Origin of the sequence: Bradyrhizobium sp. ERR14 (assembly GCF_014198235.1) — a bacterium.
In the GTDB taxonomy this organism is placed as follows: domain Bacteria; phylum Pseudomonadota; class Alphaproteobacteria; order Rhizobiales; family Xanthobacteraceae; genus Bradyrhizobium.
In genome coordinates this window covers 255,621-274,739 of record NZ_JACIHD010000006.1, presented here as the reverse complement: position 1 = coordinate 274,739, position 19,119 = coordinate 255,621, and the positions used below count along the sequence as shown (strand labels likewise).

Sequence of the window (19,119 nt, the reverse complement as noted above, 5' to 3'; positions counted from 1 at the left end):
CATTTTTAGCGACGTGTTCATCTCTTTGAGGCTCCGTACTCGTACGGAGTCGTAGTTAACATCTGCGCAGGTGCTCTGGTGTTGGATGTTGGTGCCGCTCCCTTTGGTTGATTCGTAAAACTTCCGGACGCGCACCGCGCCAGCACAAAGAGACCCGATTATGCTCGCCACCATTTCCATCCGCGCCAAGATCATCAGTGTCGTGGCGTTCCTGCTTGTCGCAATGGCCGGCATGGGTCTCCTGGCCGTCATGAAAATGCGGTCGATGAACGCCAACACCACCGACATCACCACGAACTGGATGCCCAGTGTGCGGGTGCTCGGCGAACTTCGGGCGAGCGTCATTACCTATCGCAACGTGGTCCGCCAGCACATGCTGTCTGAAACGCTGGACGAGAAGCTCGCCAACGAGAAGACGGGTGTGACGGTGATCGAAGCGCTGGCCAAGATCCGCGGCCGGTATGAGGCAATGATCACCTCGCCGGAGGAGCGGGCGCTCTACAACCAGTGGTCAAAACTCTGGGACGACTACAAGAAGGGCACCGAGGAGGTGATGGCGCTCTCGCGCAAGGAGGCCGGCAAGGTCCCGCACGAAGCGCAGGAGCTGAATACCAAGACCGTCAACAAGATCGGTCTTGCGTCGGATGAGGTCCTGATGAAGGACATCGAGCTCAACACCAAGGGCGGCGATCAGGCGGCACAGGATGCTGCGGACAGTTATTCTTATGCTTTCATGCTGGTCTCGATCATTCTCGGCGCCGCCGTCATCATCGGCATCGGCGTCGGCTTCTATCTCGTCCAGGACGTCTCGAAGGGCATCAACTCGATCATCGAGCCGATGCAGGCGCTGGGCAGGGGCGACCTGTCCGCCGAGGTCCCGCACCGGGGCGATAAGACCGAGATCGGCGCCATGGCTGACGTGCTCCAGATCTTCAAGGAGGCGCTGATTGCCAAGAAGGCCGCCGACGAGGCAGCGGCCGCGGATGCCGAAGCCAAGATCGAGCGTGGCCGCCGCGTCGACAACATCACCCGCGAATTCGAAACCATGATCGGCGAGATCGTCCAGACCGTGTCGTCGGCCTCGACCCAGTTAGAGGCCTCCGCCTCGACGCTGACTTCGACCGCCGACCGTTCGCAGCGGCTGGCGACCACCGTCGCCGGCGCTTCGGAGGAAGCCTCGACCAACGTGCAGTCGGTGGCCTCGGCGACCGAGGAGATGGCTTCGTCGGTCGGCGAGATCAGCCGTCAGGTGCAGGAATCGGCGCGGATGGCGGGCGACGCCGTCGGTCAGGCGCGCGCCACCACCGAGCGCGTCAGCGAGTTGTCCAAGGCGGCGTCCCGCATCGGCGATGTGGTCGAGCTGATCAACACCATCGCCGGCCAGACCAACCTGCTGGCGCTGAACGCCACCATCGAAGCCGCACGTGCCGGCGAGGCCGGCCGCGGTTTCGCCGTGGTGGCCTCCGAGGTGAAGGCGCTCGCCGAGCAGACCGCCAAGGCGACCGGCGAGATCGGTCAGCAGATCTCCGGCATCCAGGCGGCGACCAACGACTCCGTCGGCGCTATCAAGGAAATCTCCTCGACCATCGAGCGCCTCTCGGAGATCTCGTCGGCGATTGCAGCGGCGGTGGAAGAGCAGGGCGCAGCGACGCAGGAGATCGCCCGCAATGTGCAGCAGGCCGCGCAGGGCACCCAGCAGGTCTCCTCCAACATCACCGACGTGCAGCGCGGCGCGACCGAGACCGGCACGGCCTCCTCGCAGGTGCTGTCGGCGGCGCAAATGCTGTCGAACGATTCGGGGCGGCTGAAGAATGAGGTCAGCAAGTTCCTGACCAACGTCCGCGCGGCGTAAGTTCTCGCGCACAGCTACCCTCCGGGAACGAGCGGCGCCAAAAGCGCCGCTCGTTTTCTTTTTCTGCCGGTAGCATGATCTCGCCTAGAGGTAGCATCATGGGGAAGCACCCGTAGGCGCACGGGGTTCCCCTTTCATGGTTGGTTAAATTCGCTTTATGAGAATAACGCAAAGACGACTCGAACAGCGGCCGTCCGAATTGGAATGAACAAATAATCAATTCATTTGGGGCTCCGATGCGCAAGAATTTTCCCGTCACCGATGTCGAATATCCGGTCAGCGACGAGACGCTGATCGTTTCGCGCACCGATCTCAAAGGCAAGCTCAGCTTACTTCAACGAGGACTTCATCGCGGCCGCCGGCTTCACATCGGCCGAGCTAATGGGCCAGCCGCACAATATCGTTCGCCACCCCGACATGCCGCCGGAGGCGTTCGACAATCTCTGGGACACGCTGAAGGCCGGCAAGCCGTGGCTCGGCGCGGTGAAGAACCGCCGCAAGAACGGCGACTTCTATTGGGTGCTGGCGACTGCCTCGCCGATCCGGGAGAATGGCCAGGTCAAGGGTTACACCTCGATCCGCACAAAACTGCCGGCCGATCAGCGCAAGCTCGCCGAGGAGGTCTACGGCGCGATTCGCGAGAAGAAGCCGCACGGTTATCGCGTCGACGCCGGCATCATCCGTCGCCGCTCGTGGCTCGACCGCTTCAGCGTCTTCACCGGCACGCTGAGGGCGCGCCTCGTCACGACGATGGCGCTCCAGACGTTGTTCATGCTCGCGCTCGGCATCGGCGGCGCGCTCGCCTCCGGCGGTTCGGCCAGCCTGATGCTGTCCGCGCTGGCCGTCGTTGGCGCCCTCGTCGTCGGTTTCGCGGGACTTGCAACCATGCGCGCGATCCAGGGGCCGATGCAGCAGCTCAACGGCACTCTGGTCAACCTCGTGCAGGACAAGCTCGACAACCGCATCGTGATCGAGCGCGACGACGAGATCGGCGAGGCGCTGCGCAACCTCCAGACCGTGCAGACTATCATCCGCTTCAGCCGCGACGAGGTGCAGGCGGTGCAGCGCCGTGCCGAGACCCAGCGCAAGGCCGACATGACCAAGCTCGCCGACGGCTTCGAGGCCGCGATCGGCGAGATCGTCGAGACCGTGTCGTCGGCCGCAACCGAGCTCGAGGCGTCCGCCTCGACGCTGTCCTCGACCGCGGGCCGCGCGCAGGAGTTGGCGACAGTGGTCGCATCCGGCTCGGAAGCCGCCTCCAGCAACGTTCATTCGGTCGCCTCGGCCGCCGAGGAGATGTCGTCCTCGGTGCGCGAGATCGGCCGCCAGGTGCAGGACTCCTCCCGGATCGCGAGCGAGGCGGTCAGTCAGGCGCATGCCACCACCGAACGTGTCAGCGAATTGTCGCGGGCCGCATCGCGGATCGGGGACGTCGTCGAGCTCATCAATGCGATCGCCGGCCAGACCAATCTGCTGGCGCTCAATGCCACGATCGAGGCGGCGCGGGCCGGCGAGGCGGGTCGCGGCTTCGCCGTTGTGGCCTCCGAGGTCAAGGCGCTCGCCGAGCAGACGGCCAAGGCCACCGGCGAGATCGGCCAGCAGGTCGGCGGCATTCAGGCGGCGACGCAGGATTCGGTTAGTGCCATCGGCGAGATCAGCGGCACCATCGCGCGCCTGTCGGAGATTGCTGCAGCGATCGCCGCGGCCGTGGAGCAACAGGGCGCGGCCACACAGGAGATTGCCCGCAACGTTCAGCAGGCCGCCCAGGGCACCCAGCAGGTCTCGTCCAATGTCGGCGACGTCCAGCGCGGCGCCTCCGAAACCGGCTCGGCATCCTCGCAAGTGCTGTCGGCGGCGCAGATGCTGTCCCGCGATTCCAACCGTCTCAAGCTTGAGGTCGGCAAGTTCCTGAACTCCGTCCGCGCCGCCTGAGACAGGCCGCCGCATAGCTGCGATGTCGATTTCGCAGTGCGGTAGCAGGGAAGTGAATGCAGGATAGTTCTGGTTATTAGCGTTTCCGGCGGTGCTCGGGTAAAGGGGAATGGGGATCGCCGTGGGGGCAGATTCCGTATCCTCGCTTGACCCGGATTTGCCTGGCGCATGATTGCTCTGGTCCGTATTGCCCTGAGCCGGCCCTATACGTTCGTCGTGCTGGCACTCCTGCTGCTGATCATCGGACCGCTCGCGGCGCTGCGGACCCCGACCGACATCTTTCCGGACATCCGCATTCCCGTGATCGGCGTGGTCTGGCAGTACACCGGCCTGCCGCCCGACCAGATGTCCGGCCGCATCACGACGCCGTTCCAGCGTGCGCTGACGACCACGGTCAACGACATCGAGCACATCACCGCCAATTCCTATAACGGCTTTGGTATCATCAAGATCTTCTTCCAGCCGAACGTCGACATCCGTACCGCCAACGCGCAGGTCACCGCGATCTCGCAGACGCTGATCAAGCAGATGCCGCCGGGCGCGACGCCGCCCTTGATCCTGAACTACTCGGCCTCCACCGTCCCGATCATCCAGGTGGCGCTGTCGGGCGACGGGCTCACCGAGCAGAACCTCGCCGACATCGGCATCAATCAGCTCCGCACGCCGCTGGTCACCGTGCCCGGCGCGGCGATCCCGTACCCGTTCGGCGGCAAGCAGCGCCAGATCCAGATCGACCTCGATCCCACCGCGCTGCAGGCCCGCGGCCTGTCCGGCCAGGACGTCGCCAATGCGCTCGCCGCGCAGAACCTGATCACGCCGGTCGGCACCCAGAAGATCGGCCAGTTCGAGTACAACATCCAGCTCAACAACTCGCCGCTCAGGATCGACGAGCTCGGCAACCTTCCGATCAAGACGGTGAACGGCGCCATGGTCTATGTGCGCGACGTCGCCACCGTGCGCGACGGCAATCCGCCCCAGACCAACATCGTCCATGTCGACGGCAACCGCTCGGTGCTGATGATGGTGCTGAAGGCGGGCGCGACCTCGACGCTCGATATCATCGCCGGCATCAAGCAGAAGGTGATCGAGGTCAAGGACCAGCTCCCGGACGCGCTCAAGATCGGCTTCATCGGCGACCAGTCGGTGTTCGTGCGCGGCGCGATTCAAGGCGTCGCGGTCGAGGGCGTGATCGCGGCGCTGCTCACCAGCGTCATGATCCTGTTGTTCCTCGGCAGCTGGCGCTCGACCATCATCATCGCGGTGTCGATTCCGCTGTCGGTGCTGGGCGCCATCATCATGCTGTCGGCGATCGGCGAGACGCTCAACATCATGACACTCGGCGGCCTTGCGCTCGCAGTCGGCATCCTCGTCGACGACGCCACCGTCACGATCGAGAACATCAATTACCATCTGGAGCAGGGCAAGCCGGTCGAGCAGTCGATCCTCGACGGCGCCAACCAGATCGTGACGCCGGCCTTCGTGTCGCTGCTCTGCATCTGCATCGTGTTCGTGCCGATGTTCTTCCTCTCGGGCGTCGCGCGCTTCCTGTTCGTGCCGATGGCGGAAGCCGTGATGTTCGCGATGATCTGGTCGTTCATCCTGTCGCGCACGCTGGTGCCGACCATGGCGAACTATTTGTTGCAGGCGCATGTCCATCATGAAGGCGGGCCGCCGAAATCGCGCAATCCGCTCGTCTGGTTCCAGCGTGGCTTCGAGGCACGGTTCGAGCGCATCCGCGGCGGCTACCATGGCTTCCTCGGGCTGGCGCTGGCGCACCGCGCGGTGTTCGTGATCGGCTTCCTCTGTGTGGTCGGCGCCTCCTTCGCGCTGGTGCCGTTCCTCGGCCGCAATTTCTTTCCCGCGGTCGACGCCGGCAACATCCTGATGCATGTCCGCACCCAGGTCGGCACCCGCGTCGAGGAGACCGCCAACCAGCTCGCCGACGTGCAGAAGGCGGTCCGCAAGCTGATCCCCGGCGAGATCGAGACCATGACCGACAACATCGGCATGCCGATCTCCGGCATCAACATGACCTACAACAACACCGGCGTGATCGGCCCGCAGGACGGCGACATCCAGATCAAGCTGAGGGAAGGCCACAAGCCGACCGAGGAACACGTACGCGTGCTGCGTGAGCAATTGCCGCGGCTATTCCCCGGCGTCAGCTTCGCGTTCCTCCCCGCAGACATCGTCAGCCAGATCCTGAACTTCGGCGCGCCGGCGCCGATCGATCTCCAGATCCGCGGCGCCAATCTCAGTGCCAATTTCGCTTACGCCAACAATCTGCTGGCAAAAGTCCGCAGGATCCGGGGCGTTGCAGATGCGCGCATCCAGCAATCGCCGAACGCTCCGACCTTCAACATCGATGTCGACCGCACCCGCGCGCAATATGTCGGCCTGACCGAGCGCGACGTCACCAACAGCCTCGTGGTCAATCTCGCGGGCTCCTCGCAGGTGGCGCCGACCTACTATCTCAACCCCGAGAACGGCGTGTCCTACTCGATCGTGATGCAGACGCCGCAGTACCAGATCGATTCGCTGAGCGCGCTGCAGACGCTGCCGATCACCGCGGCCGGCAATGCGCAGTCACCAATCCTCGGCGGCATCGCCGACATCAAGCGTTCGAGCTCGAGCGCGGTTGTCTCGCAATACGACATCCAGTCGATGGTGCAGATCTTTGCGACGACCTCGGGCCGCGATCTCGGCGCGGTCTCCGCCGATATCCGCAAGGTGATTGCCGAGACCGCCAAGGAGGTGCCGAAGGGTTCCTCCGTGGTGCTGCTCGGACAGGTGCAGACCATGAACAGCGCCTTCACCGGCTTGTTGTTCGGCCTGCTCGGCGCCGTCGTGCTGATCTATTTCCTGATCGTGGTGAACTTCCAGTCCTGGTCCGATCCGTTCGTGATCATCACGGCGCTGCCGGCCGCGCTCGCCGGCATCGTCTGGATGCTGTTCGCGACCGGGACCACGCTGTCGGTCCCCGCGCTCACCGGCGCCATCATGTGCATGGGCGTTGCCACCGCCAACAGCGTGCTGGTGATCTCCTTCGCACGCGAGCGCTACGAGGAGCTTGGCGATCCCGTCGCCGCCGCGCTCGAAGCCGGCTTCGTCCGGTTCCGCCCCGTGCTGATGACCGCGCTTGCCATGATCATCGGCATGGCGCCGATGGCGCTGGGTCTGGGCGAGGGCGGCGAGCAGAATGCGCCGCTCGGCCGCGCCGTGATCGGCGGCCTGATCTTTGCAACCTTCGCCACGCTGATGTTTGTTCCCGTGGTGTTCAGTATGGTCCACAAAAAGCAAGGCGCCAAAGCCGCCGCCCCATTGGAGACCCCGCATGTCGCCCACTGAACCCCGCTCCCCGGTTTCGCACCGGAAACTGGGCATCTTCGGCGTGGTGGCGCTGATCGCGGCCGGCCTCGTCGTCGGCACCGGCATCCGCGCGCGCGAGGAGCAGGGCTCCAGGCTAAAGGAATGGACCGACGATCAGGCCGTTCCCAGCGTCGCGGTGGCGCAGCCCAGCGCCAAGGCGCTCAACGCCACCATCGATCTGCCGGGCCGGCTGGAAGCCTATTATCGCGCGCCGATCTTCGCGCGCGTGTCGGGCTATCTGAAGAGCTGGAGCGCCGATATCGGCGCGCGCGTCAAGGCCGGGCAGGTGATCGCCGAGATCGAGGCGCCGGACCTCGATCAGCAACTGCTTCAGGCTAGAGCCGACCTCGCCAGCCAGCAGGCCAGCGCCAGGCTGTCGGAAGCCACGCTGAATCGGCGCAAGACGCTGGTCGCCTCCAACTTTGTCTCGGCGCAGGAGATCGACGAGCGCACCGCCGATCTCTCCAACAAGAATGCCGCCGTCAATTCGGGCAAGGCCAATGTCGAGCGGCTGGAAGCGCTGGCCGGCTACAAGAAGATCACCGCGCCGTTCGACGGCGTCGTCACCGCGCGCGACACCGATGTCGGCGCGTTGATCAATGCCGGCGGCGGCTCGGGCCCGGCGATGTTCGTGATCTCCGACATCACCAAGCTGCGCGTCTATGTCAACGTGCCCCAGAATTACGTGCCGGCGATCAAGATCGGCGCCAAGGCGACGATCACGCTGCCCGAGTATCCGAACCGGACTTTCCAGGCGACGGTGGAGGCGTCCTCGCAGGCCGTCGACGTCGCCTCCGGCACCACGCGCATGCAGCTCGGCCTCGACAATTCCTCAGGCGAGCTGATGCCCGGCGGCTATGCCAGCGTCAAGCTCAACCTCCAGCGCGATACCGCGCCGCTCAGCATCCCCGCCAGCGCGCTGATCTTCAACAGCAGTGGCCTGCGCGTTGCCACCGTCGGTGCGGACGACAAGGTGCTGTTCAAGCCCGTGACCATCGCCCGCGATCTCGGCCGCGAGATCGAGCTGGCCTCGGGAATCACCGCGGACGACCGCGTCATCACCGCGCCGCCGGACGGGTTGTCGGACGGCGATCAGGTCCGCGTCGTCGGTGCGGGTGCGAAGGGCAAGCCGACGACCGCGTCGGAGAAGCAGGCGCCGAAGGGGTAGGGCGACCTCGTGTCCCGGACGCAGCTCTCGTAGGGTGGGCAAAGGCGCTCTTACGCCGTGCCCACCAATCTTTCCTGATCACATGAAGACGGTGGGCACGCTCCGCTTTGCCCACCCTACGAAACCTTCCACTCCGGCACGCCATCCGCCGCCATTGCGATCTCGCCGAGCGAGCCAATCGGCGTGCGATCCATGTCGAGCAAGTGTCCCAATGTCGCGCTATCGCCCGCCGGAATCCGCGCCAGCGTGCGCCTGTCATCTTCCGTCCGCAGCATCACCACGCCATGCTCGACCTCGCCGCCGCGGCCGTAGAGCACCGTGAAGCTCTCGACCTTGCCCTTGCCCGAGGCCTCCGTCACGAACTCCGGCACCGCGCGTTTGTTGCGGTCAGCCTCGCCTTGCACACTCGTCTCCTGCGCCAGCGCCTCGCGCGGCCCCGCCTTCGCCACCACCAGCGCGTGATGCTTGGTAACGAAGCCGCCCTGGCCGTAGAGCAGGCCAAGTTTTGCGCCCTCGCGCACACGCCGCACCATCGCGCAGGCCGCATGCGTCATGTAGGTGTTGAGCGGGGCGCCGAAGAAGGTGAGGCCGCCGGTCACGGTCGGTTGCACGTCGGCGCCAAGGCCGAGCGTTCGCCGCGCCATCTTGGGCACGCAGGGGAAGCAGCTATAGAGCTCGATGGCATCGAAGTTTTTGCCGTTGCCGCCGGCAAGGTCCATCACCGCTTTCAGCACCGCGTTCTGCGGATGGCTCTCGTAGAACTGGTCGCGCAACAGATAGTCGCGTGGCTCCTCCGCCGAGGCGCCGCCGAGCGGATAGACCAGCCTGTCTTCCGCGATGCCGAGCGCACGCGCCTTGGCGAGGCTGGTGAGCAGCAGCGCACCGCCCATGTTGACGCTGGGGTTGGCGACCATCAGCTTGTTGTAGGGCCACGCGATCAGCCGGTTGTCCGCGGTCGGCGTCGTGATCTCCTCGGGCGCATAACGCCGCTTCAGCCAGGCATTGGGATTTTGCGCGGCGGCTTCCGAATAGCGCGACCACAGCGTGCCTGATTCCGCCATCGCCTCGCGCGGCGTCTGGCCCCAACGCGCGGAGGAGGCGGCCTCGTAGAACGGATAGACCGTGACGGGACGAAACACGCCGAGCTTCACCGCCAGCGGCTTCTGGAATGCCGCGCCGCGCTTGGGTTCCTCGACGTCATGGGCAAATGGTGTCCACGGCAGCTTGACGCCGGCACGCTCGGCCTTGGTCGCGATCGATTGCGCTTCGGCGCCGCACACCGCCGCCACGCTGCATTCGCCGCGTGCGATGCGCTTGGCGGCTTCGTGGATATAGCGGATCGGGCTCTCGCCGCCGACCGGGCCGTAATAGCAATGCGCAGGCGTGATGCCGAGGCGCTGCGCCAACAGCTGCTCCGGATCGCGGTAGCGCCAGCTCAGGAAGTTGACGACGTCGAGCGACTGCACCTCGCCGAGCAACTTTGCGCCGGCATCTGTTTCCGCGCGCCGCAGTGCCTGCTCCAGCAGGTCGAGCGGCTCGAGGCCGTCAGTGATGTCTTTCGGGCGATCGACAATCTCGCCGATGCCGACGATGACGGGGATGCGGTCTTCGGAGGTAGGGGAATTGGTCATTTCTTCTTGCTTCACGTTTCAGATTCTTGGCACGCCGTCGCCCTTCGAGGGCCGCTGAAGAAGTGGCCACCTCAGGGTGACGGCTACGGAGGAGGCGTCATCCCCGCGCAATGGCGAAGCCATTGTCGCTGGAGGTGCGAGCCGAGCGACGCTTGCGGCGCTTGGCGAGCCTCGAAGGATGGGCCACGGGCGGCGATGCCGGCCACCGGCAATCACTCCGCCACCAGCGCATTCATGTGCTCGACGGCTTCGGCGAAATCCTCCTTGAACTCCTGCACCACCGCGCCCGCCGACTTCACGCTGTCGACCAGCCCGACACCCTGGCCGACGAAATAGCTGACGAGATCGCGCGCCTTGGCGTTGCCGCTCGCCGCCGCGCGGTCGATCGAATTGAAGGCATCGCGGCTGACGATGCTCTGCAGCGGCATCGGCAGTGCGCCGGGGCTGTCCGGCGCGCGGTCCCAGGCATCGGTCCAGACCGAGCGGAGCTGCCGCGCCGGCTTGCCGGTGCGGCCTTTCGAGCGGACTGCATCACGGGAAGAGGCCGCGATCATCTTCTCGCGAAAGATCTCCGTGGTCTCGGCTTCCACCGTCGCAAGCCACACCGAGCCGGTCCAGGCGCCGGCCGCGCCCATCGCCATGCACGCCGCCATCTGCCGTCCCGTCATGATGCCGCCGGCCGCCAGCACCGGCACGTCGCGGATGGGCTTGATCGCCTTGATCACCTCGGGCACCAGCACCATGGTCGAGACCTCGCCGCAATGCCCGCCAGCCTCGGTGCCCTGCACGACGAGGATGTCGACGCCGGCCGCGACCTGTCGCAGCGCGTGCTCCTTGGCGCCGACCAGCGCTGCGACCGGCACGCCGTGTTTCTTGCCCATCTCGATCATCGCCTTCGGCGGCACGCCCAGCGCATTGGCAATCAGGCGGATCGGATGATTGAAGGACACCTCGAGCAATTGCAGCGCCGTCTTTCCGTCGAACGGCTGCGGCTGATCGGCTGCGACCTCCGTGGTCGTCAGCTCGATGTCGTATTTCTTCAGGAGCTCGCGCGTGTAGGTGCGGTGCTCCTGCGGCACCCGCGCCTCCAGGCTCTTCCAGGTGACGTCCTTTTCGCCCGAGGTCGAGATGTTTTCGGGGATCAGCACGTCGATGCCGTAGGGCTTGCCGTCGACGTGATCGTCGATCCATTTCAGCTCGCGTTCGAGCGTATCGGGCGTGTGCACGGTGGCACCAAGCACACCGAAGCCGCCGGCGCGGCTGACGGCGGCGACGACGTCGCGGCAATGGCTGAAGGCCAGCAGCGGGAACTCGATGCCCAGCATGTCGCAGATCGGCGATTTCATGGCTCTCTCTCCCGGCGGTCTTCGCGTTCTCGTTGCTTTCGCGCGCGAAGCAAGGTGACGCTAGCCGATCGTCACTGGCGATGACAGGCCGGATTCGGCGAGGCATCTTGTGTGTAGGCGTCGCGCTCTACCCGAAGGCCGCTGCGTCCCAGTTGACGCCGCCATTCCGAGCTCGCCCTGCGGGCGGCCGGATGACGGGAGGAGCCTGCCATGACGAAACGGTGAGATGCCCCGCCCGGCAATGCAACTCGGAGGGCTTGTCATCGGCCATTCGCGGGCTAATTAATGCAGGCGCATCTTTCCGCCGGAGCTCCTCGCATGACCGATACCCCCGCCTACGTGCCGCCCAAAGTCTGGACCTGGAACAAGGAAAATGGCGGGCAGTTCGCCAGCATCAACCGCCCGATCGCCGGTCCCACCCACGACAAGGAGCTGCCGGTTGGCAAGCATCCCTTCCAGCTCTATTCGCTGGCGACGCCGAACGGGGTGAAGGTCACGGTGATGCTGGAGGAGCTTCTGGCGCTCGGGCATAAGGGGGCCGAATACGACGCCTGGCTGATCAGAATAGGCAACGGCGACCAGTTCGGCAGCGGCTTCGTCGACATCAACCCGAACTCCAAGATCCCCGCGCTGATGGACCGCTCCGGACCGGAGCCGATCCGGGTGTTCGAGTCCGGCTCGATCCTGCTTTATCTCGCCGAGAAGTTCGGCGCCTTCCTGCCGAAGGACATCAAGAGCCGCACCGAGGCGATGTCCTGGCTGTTCTGGCAGATGGGCAGCGCGCCCTATCTCGGCGGCGGCTTTGGCCATTTCTACGCCTATGCGCCGTTTAAGATCGAATACGCCATCGACCGTTTCGCGATGGAGACCAAGCGCCAGCTCGACGTGCTCGACCGGCGCCTTGCCGACAACGAATATCTCGCCGGCAAGGAGTATACCATCGCCGACATGGCGGTGTGGCCCTGGTACGGCGCGCTCGCCAAGGGGCTGGTCTATGGCGCCGGCGAATTCCTCTCGGTGCAGGACTACAAGAACGTGCAGCGCTGGACCGACCAGATCGCGCAGCGCCCCGCCGTGAAACGCGGGCGCATGGTCAACCGCGTCTCCGGCGATCCCGCCAGCCAGCTGCACGAGCGGCACGATGCGAGCGATTTCGAGACGAAGACGCAGGACAAGGTCGAAGCGGCGACGTAGGTCTCGTAGGGCGGATTAGCCGAAGGCGTAATCCGCCATCTCGCAAGAAAGACGGCGGATTACGCTTCGCTAATCCGCCCTACGATCTTCGTAGGGTGGGCAAAGCGAAGCGCGCCCACGGTTTCCAGCGCAACATGGAGGGATGGTGGGCACGTCGCTGACGCTCCTTTGGCCACCCTACGAAGGCTGATCCAGGCGCGTAGGGCGGATTAGCCGAAGGCGTAATCCGCCATCTCGCAAGAAAGACGGCGGATTACGCTTCGCTAATCCGCCCTACGATCTTCGCAGGGTGGGCAAAGCGAAAGCGTGCCCACCACCTCACGCGTAGGCCACAATGGTGGGCACGGCGCGCGAAGTGCGCGCCTTTGCCCACCCTACGGCTCTTCCCGAGCGGGAAGAGGAGAGACCTTTAAGCCATGCTCAGCTCATGCCGACCGACCACCATCCAGTGCACCTCGTCCGGGCCATCCGCAAAGCGCAGATGGCGCACGTCCTGATACATCTCGGCGAGCGGGGTCCAGTGCGAGATGCCGGTAGCGCCGTGCATCTGGATCGCCTGGTCGATGATCTTGCAGGCGCGCTCGGGCACCATGGCCTTGACCATGGAGACCCAGACGCGGGCCTCCTTGTTGCCGAGCACGTCCATCGCCTTGGCAGCCTTCAGCACCATCAGCCGCATCGCCTCGATCTCGCAGCGCGCCTGGGCGATGATCTGCATGTTGCCGCCGAGATGGGCGATCTTCTTGCCGAAGGCTTCGCGGGTGAGGCCACGCTGCACCATGAGATCGAGCGCCTTCTCGGCCTTGCCGATGGTGCGCATGCAGTGATGGATGCGGCCCGGTCCGAGGCGGAGCTGCGAGATCTCGAAGCCGCGGCCTTCGCCGAGCAGCATGTTCTCCTTCGGCACCCGCACATTGTTGAAGCGCATGTGCATGTGGCCGCGCGGGGCGTGGTCCTGGCCGAACACATACATGGGCCCGAGCACCTCGACGCCGGGCGTGTCGCGCGGCACCAGGATCTGCGACTGCTGCTTGCTCGGCGCCGCGTCCGGATTGGTCTTCACCATCACGATCAGGATCTTGCAGCGGGGATCGCCGACGCCGGAGATGTAGTACTTCTCGCCGTTGATCACCCATTCGTCGCCGACGAGCTTTGCCGTCGTCGAGATGTTCTTGGCATCGGAGGAGGCGACGTTCGGCTCGGTCATGACATAGGCCGAGCGGATCTCGCCGTTGAGCAGCGGCTTCAGCCACTTCTCCTTCTGCTCCTTGGTGCCGACGCGCTCCAGCACCTCCATGTTGCCGGTGTCCGGCGCCGAGCAGTTCATGCTCTCGGACGCCAGCGGGCTCTTGCCGAGCTCGGAGGCGATATAGGCGTAGTCGAGATTCTTCAGGCCCTGGCCGGTCTCGTCGTCGGGCAGGAAGAAGTTCCAGAGGCCCTCCTGCTTGGCCTTGTTCTTGGCCTTCTCCAGCACCTCGAGCTGCTTCGGCGTGAAGCTCCAGCGGTCCGCCTTGCCTTCGCCGGCCTTGGCGAACTCGATCGACATCGGCTCGACGGTGTCGCGGATGAACTTCTTGACGTGATCGTAGAGCGGCCGGACCTGGTCCGACATCCGGAGGTCGTTGAGCTCGTCGCCGGGATTGAGGGTGTAGTTGGTGGTGCGGGGAATATAGGTGTGTTTTGTCATTGTTCCTCCCGGGGACGCTGAGATCGTTCTGGGCGCAAGAATAGTCGCAGCGCGGCCAAAGTGCGAGCGCGCATTTTTCACGCGCAGCCATGCCACGCGATGGAATATCGCGAGGGCGTTTAAAATGTTGTTTGAATGGGGTGGAGTGAGGCGGCAGGCGCGAGCCTCACTCTCCGCCGTCATCGCCCGACTTGATCGGGCGATCCAGTATCCCAGAGGCGGCAGTGATTGAATCGAGAAGCCGCGGCGTACCGGATTCCCCGCTTTCGCGGGGAATGACAGCGCCGGTTACGTCAGCTCGGCATCCGATGCATCGCGCAGATCTTGTTGCCGTCGAGGTCGCGCAAATAGGCGAGATACAGTTTGCCGCCCGGGCCCTGGCGGATGCCCGGCGGATCCTCAATCGATTTTGCGCCGGCTGCGACGCCAGCCGCGTGCCACGCATCGACCTGCTCAGGCGAATTGCAGGCAAAGCCGATCGTGCCGCCATTCGCGCAAGTCGCCGGCTCGCCGTTGATCGGCTTCGACACCGAGAACACGCCGGTCTTGGTGATGTAGAAGATGCGGTGGCCGTCGACCCTGGCCGGCCGCACTTCGAGCGTGCTCAGCAGGTCGTCGTAGAACGACTTGGCCTTGTCGAGGTCGTTGGTGCCGATCATGATGTGTGAGAACATTTGCCCATTCCCTCAATGTTGTAGCCCGGATGGAGCGCAGCGAAATCCGGGTCTTGCTTGCTTTTGGCTGTCCCGGATTGCGCTGCGCTCCATCCGGGCTACGAAAATCAAAACGCGGTATAGCCGCCGTCGATCACGAACGTGTCGGCCGTATGATACGACGACGCCTTGCTCATCAGATACACCGCAATGCCGCCGAAATCGGATGCCTCGCCGAAGCGGCGCACCGGAATGCGGGGCATGACGTTGGCGACGAATTTTTCGTTGGCCATGAGACCGGACGTCATGTCGCTCTTGATCCAGCCCGGCAGGATCGCGTTGGCGGTGACGCCGTGGCGGGCGAGCTCGACGCCGAGCGCGCGCACCAGCGCGTTGATCGCGGCCTTGGTTGCGGCATAATGCTCGTTGCGCGCGGTGCCGAAGATCGAGGCGAGGCTCGAGGTCGCGACCAGCCGGCCGAAGGGATCGCCGGCATTGGCGCGGTCGGTCATGTGTCTCGCCGCGGCCTGGAACGCGTGGAACACGCCGTCGAGATTGGTCGCAAACATCGTGCGCCATTCTTCCTCGGTGCGCTCGATGAAGGAACGCCGGCCACCGCCGCCGATGCCGGCATTGGCGAAGCAGCCGTCGACCCGGCCGAAAATGTCGAGCGTCGCCTTCATCGCGGCATTGACCGAATCCGGATCGGTGACGTCGCAGACGCGGGCATCGACCTTGCCTGATAGCCCCGCCATGCTCGCGGCAGCAGCCTTGTTCTTGTCGGCATTGCGGCCCCAGATCGAGACGTTGCAGCCCTGGCTGGCGAGCGCCTGCGCGATGCCGAGGCCGATGCCGCCATTGCCGCCGGTGATCACGGCGACGCGGCCGGAGAGGTCGAAAAGGTTCATGGCGCGTTTCCTGTTTTTGGGTATGCGGCGCATCAGCCGCTGCGCGCAAGATTGCTTGCTATGCTCTGATCACCATGGACAAGACCGCGCCAAAAATCAAATATGCGCCCCGGCAAAAGTAATTCCGGTCTGCGAAACTGACGCAGGCTGCAACTGACGAGGAAACCATGCAGTTCAAACACGTCACGCTCGATTTCGATGGCTCGGTTGCGATCCTCAGGCTCGACCATCAGGAGGTGATGAACGCGGTCTCCGTGGACATGCTGGGTGGTCTCGCCGAGGCGCTCGATGCAATTGAGGAGAAGAAGGACGAGGTGCGCTGCGTGGTGCTGACCGGCGCGGGCCGCGCGTTCTGCACCGGCGCCAATCTGCAAGGCCGCAACAACCAGTCGAAGAAGACCAAGGCCGGCCTGACGCTGGAGACCGGCTTTCATCCGTTCCTGCGCCGCATCCGCAATCTGCACTGCCCGATCGTGACCGCGGTCAACGGCCCGGCGGCAGGCGCCGGCATGAGCTTCGCGCTGCTCGGCGACATGATTTTATGCGCGCGGTCCTCCTACTTCCTTCAGGCCTTCCGCCGCATCGGCCTCGTACCGGATTGCGGCTCGACCTGGCTGTTGCCGCGCCTCGTCGGCCGGGCGCGCTCGATCGAATTGTCTCTGATGGGCGAGCGGCTGCCGGCGGAGAAGGCGCTGGAATGGGGCCTCGTCAACCGCGTCTATGACGACGGCGTGCTGATGGAGGAGGCCACGAAGCTCGCGCGCGATCTTGCCAGCGGCCCGACGGTAGCGCTGTCGCTGATCCGCAAGCTCTATTGGGACAGCCCCGAAAACTCCTTCGAGGATCAGCTCAATCTCGAATTCCAGTGCCAGCTTCGGGCCGGCGACACCCAGGATTTCCGCGAGGGCGTCGGCGCGTTCCTGGAGAAGCGTCCCGCGCAGTTCAAAGGCAAATGATCGAAGCCGAGCTTTCACGCAGCGTCCGGCGCTGGTGCAAGGGCGCGACCGGCATCACCGGCGCGGCCAGATTGTCGGGCGGCGCCAGTCAGGAAACCTGGCGCTTCGACATCACGCATCCCGATGGCGGGATCGGCGCGATCCTGCGCCGCTCGCCGAAGGGTTATGGCGCAGCGCCGACGCGCGCGGCGGGTCTTGCGGCTGAAGCGCAGCTGATGCAGCTCGCTTATGAGGCCGGCGTGCCGTCGCCGCGCGTGATGCATGTGCTCGTGCCGGAGGATGATCTTGGCACCGGCTTCATCATGCAAAGGGTCGAGGGCGAGACCATCGCGCGCAAGATTCTTCGCGATGACGAATATGCGGCCGCGCGGCCGCATCTCGCGCGGCAGATCGGCGGCATTCTTGCTGGCCTTCATAGGCTGCCAAAGGACAAGCTGCCCGAGCTTCGCAGCAGGTCGGCGAGCCAGGAGATTTCCGAGTTCCAGCGCGATTATCGCAGCCTGAACTGGCCCAAGCCGGTGTTCGAGCTGGCGCTGCGCTGGCTGCGCGACAACGATCCGGGGCCGTCGGCCGAGGAGACGCTGGTGCACGGCGATTTCCGCAACGGCAATCTCATCATCGGCCGCGATGGCGTGCGCGCGGTGCTCGACTGGGAGCTCGCCCATCTCGGCGATCCCATGGAGGATCTCGGCTGGGTCTGCGTCAACTCCTGGCGTTTCGGCGAGATCGACAAGCCCGTCGGCGGCTTTGGCTCGCGCGAGGAGCTGTTCGCGGGCTATGAGGCTGCGGGCCGGCGGGTCGATCCGGTGCGCGTCAAATTCTGGGAAGTGATGGGCACGCTGCGCTGGGGCATCATGTGCGGTGGCATGATGCAGCGCTTTCGCGAGGGGCCTGACCATTCCATGGAACGCGCCATGATCGGCCGCCGCGCGAGCGAGACCGAGATCGATCTGTTGCGGCTGCTGGCGCCGCGCGGGAGCTGAGCGATGCAGGACGAACCGACCCCGATCGAGCTGACCAAGTCAGTCGCCGATTTCTTGCGCAACGACATCACCCCGCTGATCTCCGGCCACCAGGCCTTCAAGCTGCGCGTCGCCATCAACATTCTCGATCTCGTCACGCGGCAATTGACGCGGGAGGAGGGGAGTGATGCTGCGGAGGTCGAGCGCCTGCGCGCGCTGCTCGGCACGGATGGATCGGTGGCGGAACTCAACCACACGCTCGCCGAGCGCATCGCCAACGGCGAGGTTGGCCTCGCAACGCCGGGCCTCGCCGAGCATCTGTGGGCGACCACCATGGACAAGCTCGCCGTCGATCAGCCGAACTACGCGTCGTACAAGCGGGAGCTGGGGCGGAGTCCGTAGCTTCGTAGCCCGGATGGAGCGAAGCGTAATCCGGGAAAATCGCGCGAACCGATGCAGAGGTCCCGGATTGCGCTTCGCTCCATCCGGGCTACGTCCACTCTCCCCGTCATTGCGAGGAGCTCTTGCGACGAAGCAATCCAGAGTCTTTCCGCGGATGCATTTCTGGATTGCTTTGCTGCGCTCGCAATGACGGCGGAAAGACCGCCTACTTCCCCACCCATTTCGGCGGCCGCTTCTCGGAAAACGCCTTCGGGCCCTCGATGTAATCCTGCGAGGCCACCATCGCCTTCACCGCCGGATACTCCCGCTGCTCCTCGATCGCCTGCTCCAGCGAGACGCCGAGTCCCTTCTGGATCGCCTGCTTGGAGGCGCGGATCGACATGGGCGAGTTCTTGGTGATCATGTCCGCCCAGCGCAGCGCGCCCGACAGCGCCTCGCCCTGCGGCACCACCTCGTTGACGAAGCCGAGCTCAAAACCTTCCTTGGCGCTGACATGGCGTGCGGTGAGGATCATGCCCATGGCGCGCTTCAGCCCGATCTGCCGCGGCAGCCGGTGCAGGCCGCCGGCGAGCGCGGCAAGGCCGACGCGCGGCTCGGGCAGGGCGAAGGTCGCATTCTCCGAGGCGATGATGAGGTCGCACGCCAGCGCGATCTCGAAGCCGCCGCCCATCGCGACGCCATTCACCGCGGCGATGATCGGCTTGTCGCAGTCGAAGCGCGCGGTGAGGCCGGCAAAGCCGCCCTTGTCCCAGCCGCGTTTTCCTCCCGCTGCCTGCCATTTCAGATCGTTGCCGGCGCAGAACGCCTTGTCGCCGGCGCCGGTGACGATCGCGACCCACTGCTCGGCATCCGCGGAGAAATCGTCGAACACCTTCTGCAGCTCGAAATGCGCATCGGTGTGCAGCGCGTTGTAGACCTCGGGACGCGACAGCGTGACGATCGTGATCGGCCCCTTGCGTTCCACCTTTGAGAATTTCAGCTCCATCGCGCGCTCCCGCATTTTCTTCCGAAGGAATATTGCCGGCATATTACCGCGCGTGGGCGCTGGGGCACCATCGA

13 protein-coding genes and 1 pseudogene are annotated in these 19,119 nt (G+C 65.0%); 8 read left to right on the top strand and 6 right to left on the bottom strand.

What is annotated here, in order from left to right; genetic code table 11:
• Positions 1-160: 160 nt before the first annotated feature.
• The 4 genes and pseudogenes from GGD62_RS19475 (at position 161) to GGD62_RS19460 (ending at position 8,321) form a co-directional block, all read left to right on the top strand.
• Positions 161-1,852, top strand: coding sequence for a methyl-accepting chemotaxis protein (locus tag GGD62_RS19475; protein WP_183709623.1), 1,692 nt, complete (start codon positions 161-163; stop codon positions 1,850-1,852).
• A gap of 236 nt (positions 1,853-2,088) precedes the next feature.
• A pseudogene (locus GGD62_RS19470) lies at positions 2,089-3,784 on the top strand (methyl-accepting chemotaxis protein).
• Between the two features lie 168 nt (positions 3,785-3,952).
• Positions 3,953-7,132, top strand: coding sequence for an efflux RND transporter permease subunit (locus GGD62_RS19465; RefSeq protein WP_183709621.1), 3,180 nt, complete (start codon positions 3,953-3,955; stop codon positions 7,130-7,132).
• Positions 7,119-8,321 carry an efflux RND transporter periplasmic adaptor subunit gene (locus GGD62_RS19460; protein ID WP_183709619.1) on the top strand — a complete coding sequence of 401 codons (1,203 nt, stop codon included), beginning with the start codon at positions 7,119-7,121 and terminating at the stop codon, positions 8,319-8,321. Before GGD62_RS19465 ends, GGD62_RS19460 begins: the two co-directional genes overlap by 14 nt.
• 116 nt (positions 8,322-8,437) lie before the next feature.
• Here GGD62_RS19460 and GGD62_RS19455 read toward each other — a convergent pair whose 3' ends face one another.
• Both GGD62_RS19455 and GGD62_RS19450 read right to left on the bottom strand, forming a co-directional pair.
• Positions 8,438-9,952, bottom strand: coding sequence for an acetyl-CoA acetyltransferase (locus GGD62_RS19455; protein ID WP_183709617.1), 1,515 nt, complete (start codon positions 9,950-9,952; stop codon positions 8,438-8,440).
• A 212-nt stretch (positions 9,953-10,164) separates the two neighbouring features.
• Positions 10,165-11,298, bottom strand: coding sequence for a nitronate monooxygenase (locus tag GGD62_RS19450; RefSeq protein WP_183709615.1), 1,134 nt, complete (start codon positions 11,296-11,298; stop codon positions 10,165-10,167).
• 318 nt (positions 11,299-11,616) lie between these two features.
• Here GGD62_RS19450 and yghU point away from each other — a divergent pair, with 318 nt between their 5' ends.
• The gene (gene yghU / locus GGD62_RS19445; protein WP_018315633.1) at positions 11,617-12,492 is read left to right on the top strand and encodes a glutathione-dependent disulfide-bond oxidoreductase; all 876 of its coding nucleotides are present in this window, start codon (positions 11,617-11,619) and stop codon (positions 12,490-12,492) included.
• A 409-nt stretch (positions 12,493-12,901) separates the two neighbouring features.
• Here the strand turns inward: yghU and GGD62_RS19440 are convergent, their stop codons facing one another.
• The 3 genes from GGD62_RS19440 to GGD62_RS19430 form a co-directional block, all read right to left on the bottom strand.
• Complete coding sequence (locus GGD62_RS19440) at positions 12,902-14,179, bottom strand: acyl-CoA dehydrogenase family protein (RefSeq protein ID WP_183709613.1); 1,278 nt, start codon at positions 14,177-14,179, stop codon at positions 12,902-12,904.
• A gap of 293 nt (positions 14,180-14,472) precedes the next feature.
• Positions 14,473-14,853 carry a VOC family protein gene (locus GGD62_RS19435; protein ID WP_018315635.1) on the bottom strand — a complete coding sequence of 127 codons (381 nt, stop codon included), beginning with the start codon at positions 14,851-14,853 and terminating at the stop codon, positions 14,473-14,475.
• Between the two features lie 107 nt (positions 14,854-14,960).
• Positions 14,961-15,740: an SDR family NAD(P)-dependent oxidoreductase gene (locus GGD62_RS19430; RefSeq protein ID WP_183709611.1), complete on the bottom strand. Its 780-nt coding sequence runs from the start codon at positions 15,738-15,740 to the stop codon at positions 14,961-14,963.
• Between the two features lie 167 nt (positions 15,741-15,907).
• On the opposite strand from GGD62_RS19430, the gene GGD62_RS19425 reads away from it, so the two are divergent.
• The 3 genes from GGD62_RS19425 to GGD62_RS19415 are packed head-to-tail and all read left to right on the top strand — an operon-like array spanning position 15,908 to position 18,060.
• Entirely contained in the window at positions 15,908-16,696 is a 789-nt protein-coding gene (locus tag GGD62_RS19425; RefSeq protein WP_183709609.1) for an enoyl-CoA hydratase/isomerase, read from the top strand.
• A complete protein-coding gene (locus tag GGD62_RS19420; protein ID WP_183709608.1) occupies positions 16,693-17,679 on the top strand; it encodes a phosphotransferase family protein in 987 nt (328 codons plus the stop codon). The genes GGD62_RS19425 and GGD62_RS19420 overlap by 4 nt, the downstream gene beginning before the upstream one ends.
• A 3-nt stretch (positions 17,680-17,682) precedes the next feature.
• Complete coding sequence (locus GGD62_RS19415; protein WP_183709606.1) at positions 17,683-18,060, top strand: DUF6285 domain-containing protein; 378 nt, start codon at positions 17,683-17,685, stop codon at positions 18,058-18,060.
• Between the two features lie 205 nt (positions 18,061-18,265).
• Here GGD62_RS19415 and GGD62_RS19410 read toward each other — a convergent pair whose 3' ends face one another.
• Positions 18,266-19,045 (bottom strand): enoyl-CoA hydratase-related protein, encoded by a 780-nt coding sequence (locus GGD62_RS19410; RefSeq protein ID WP_179740068.1) that lies wholly within the window; start codon positions 19,043-19,045, stop codon positions 18,266-18,268.
• Between the last annotated feature and the right edge of the window lie 74 nt (positions 19,046-19,119).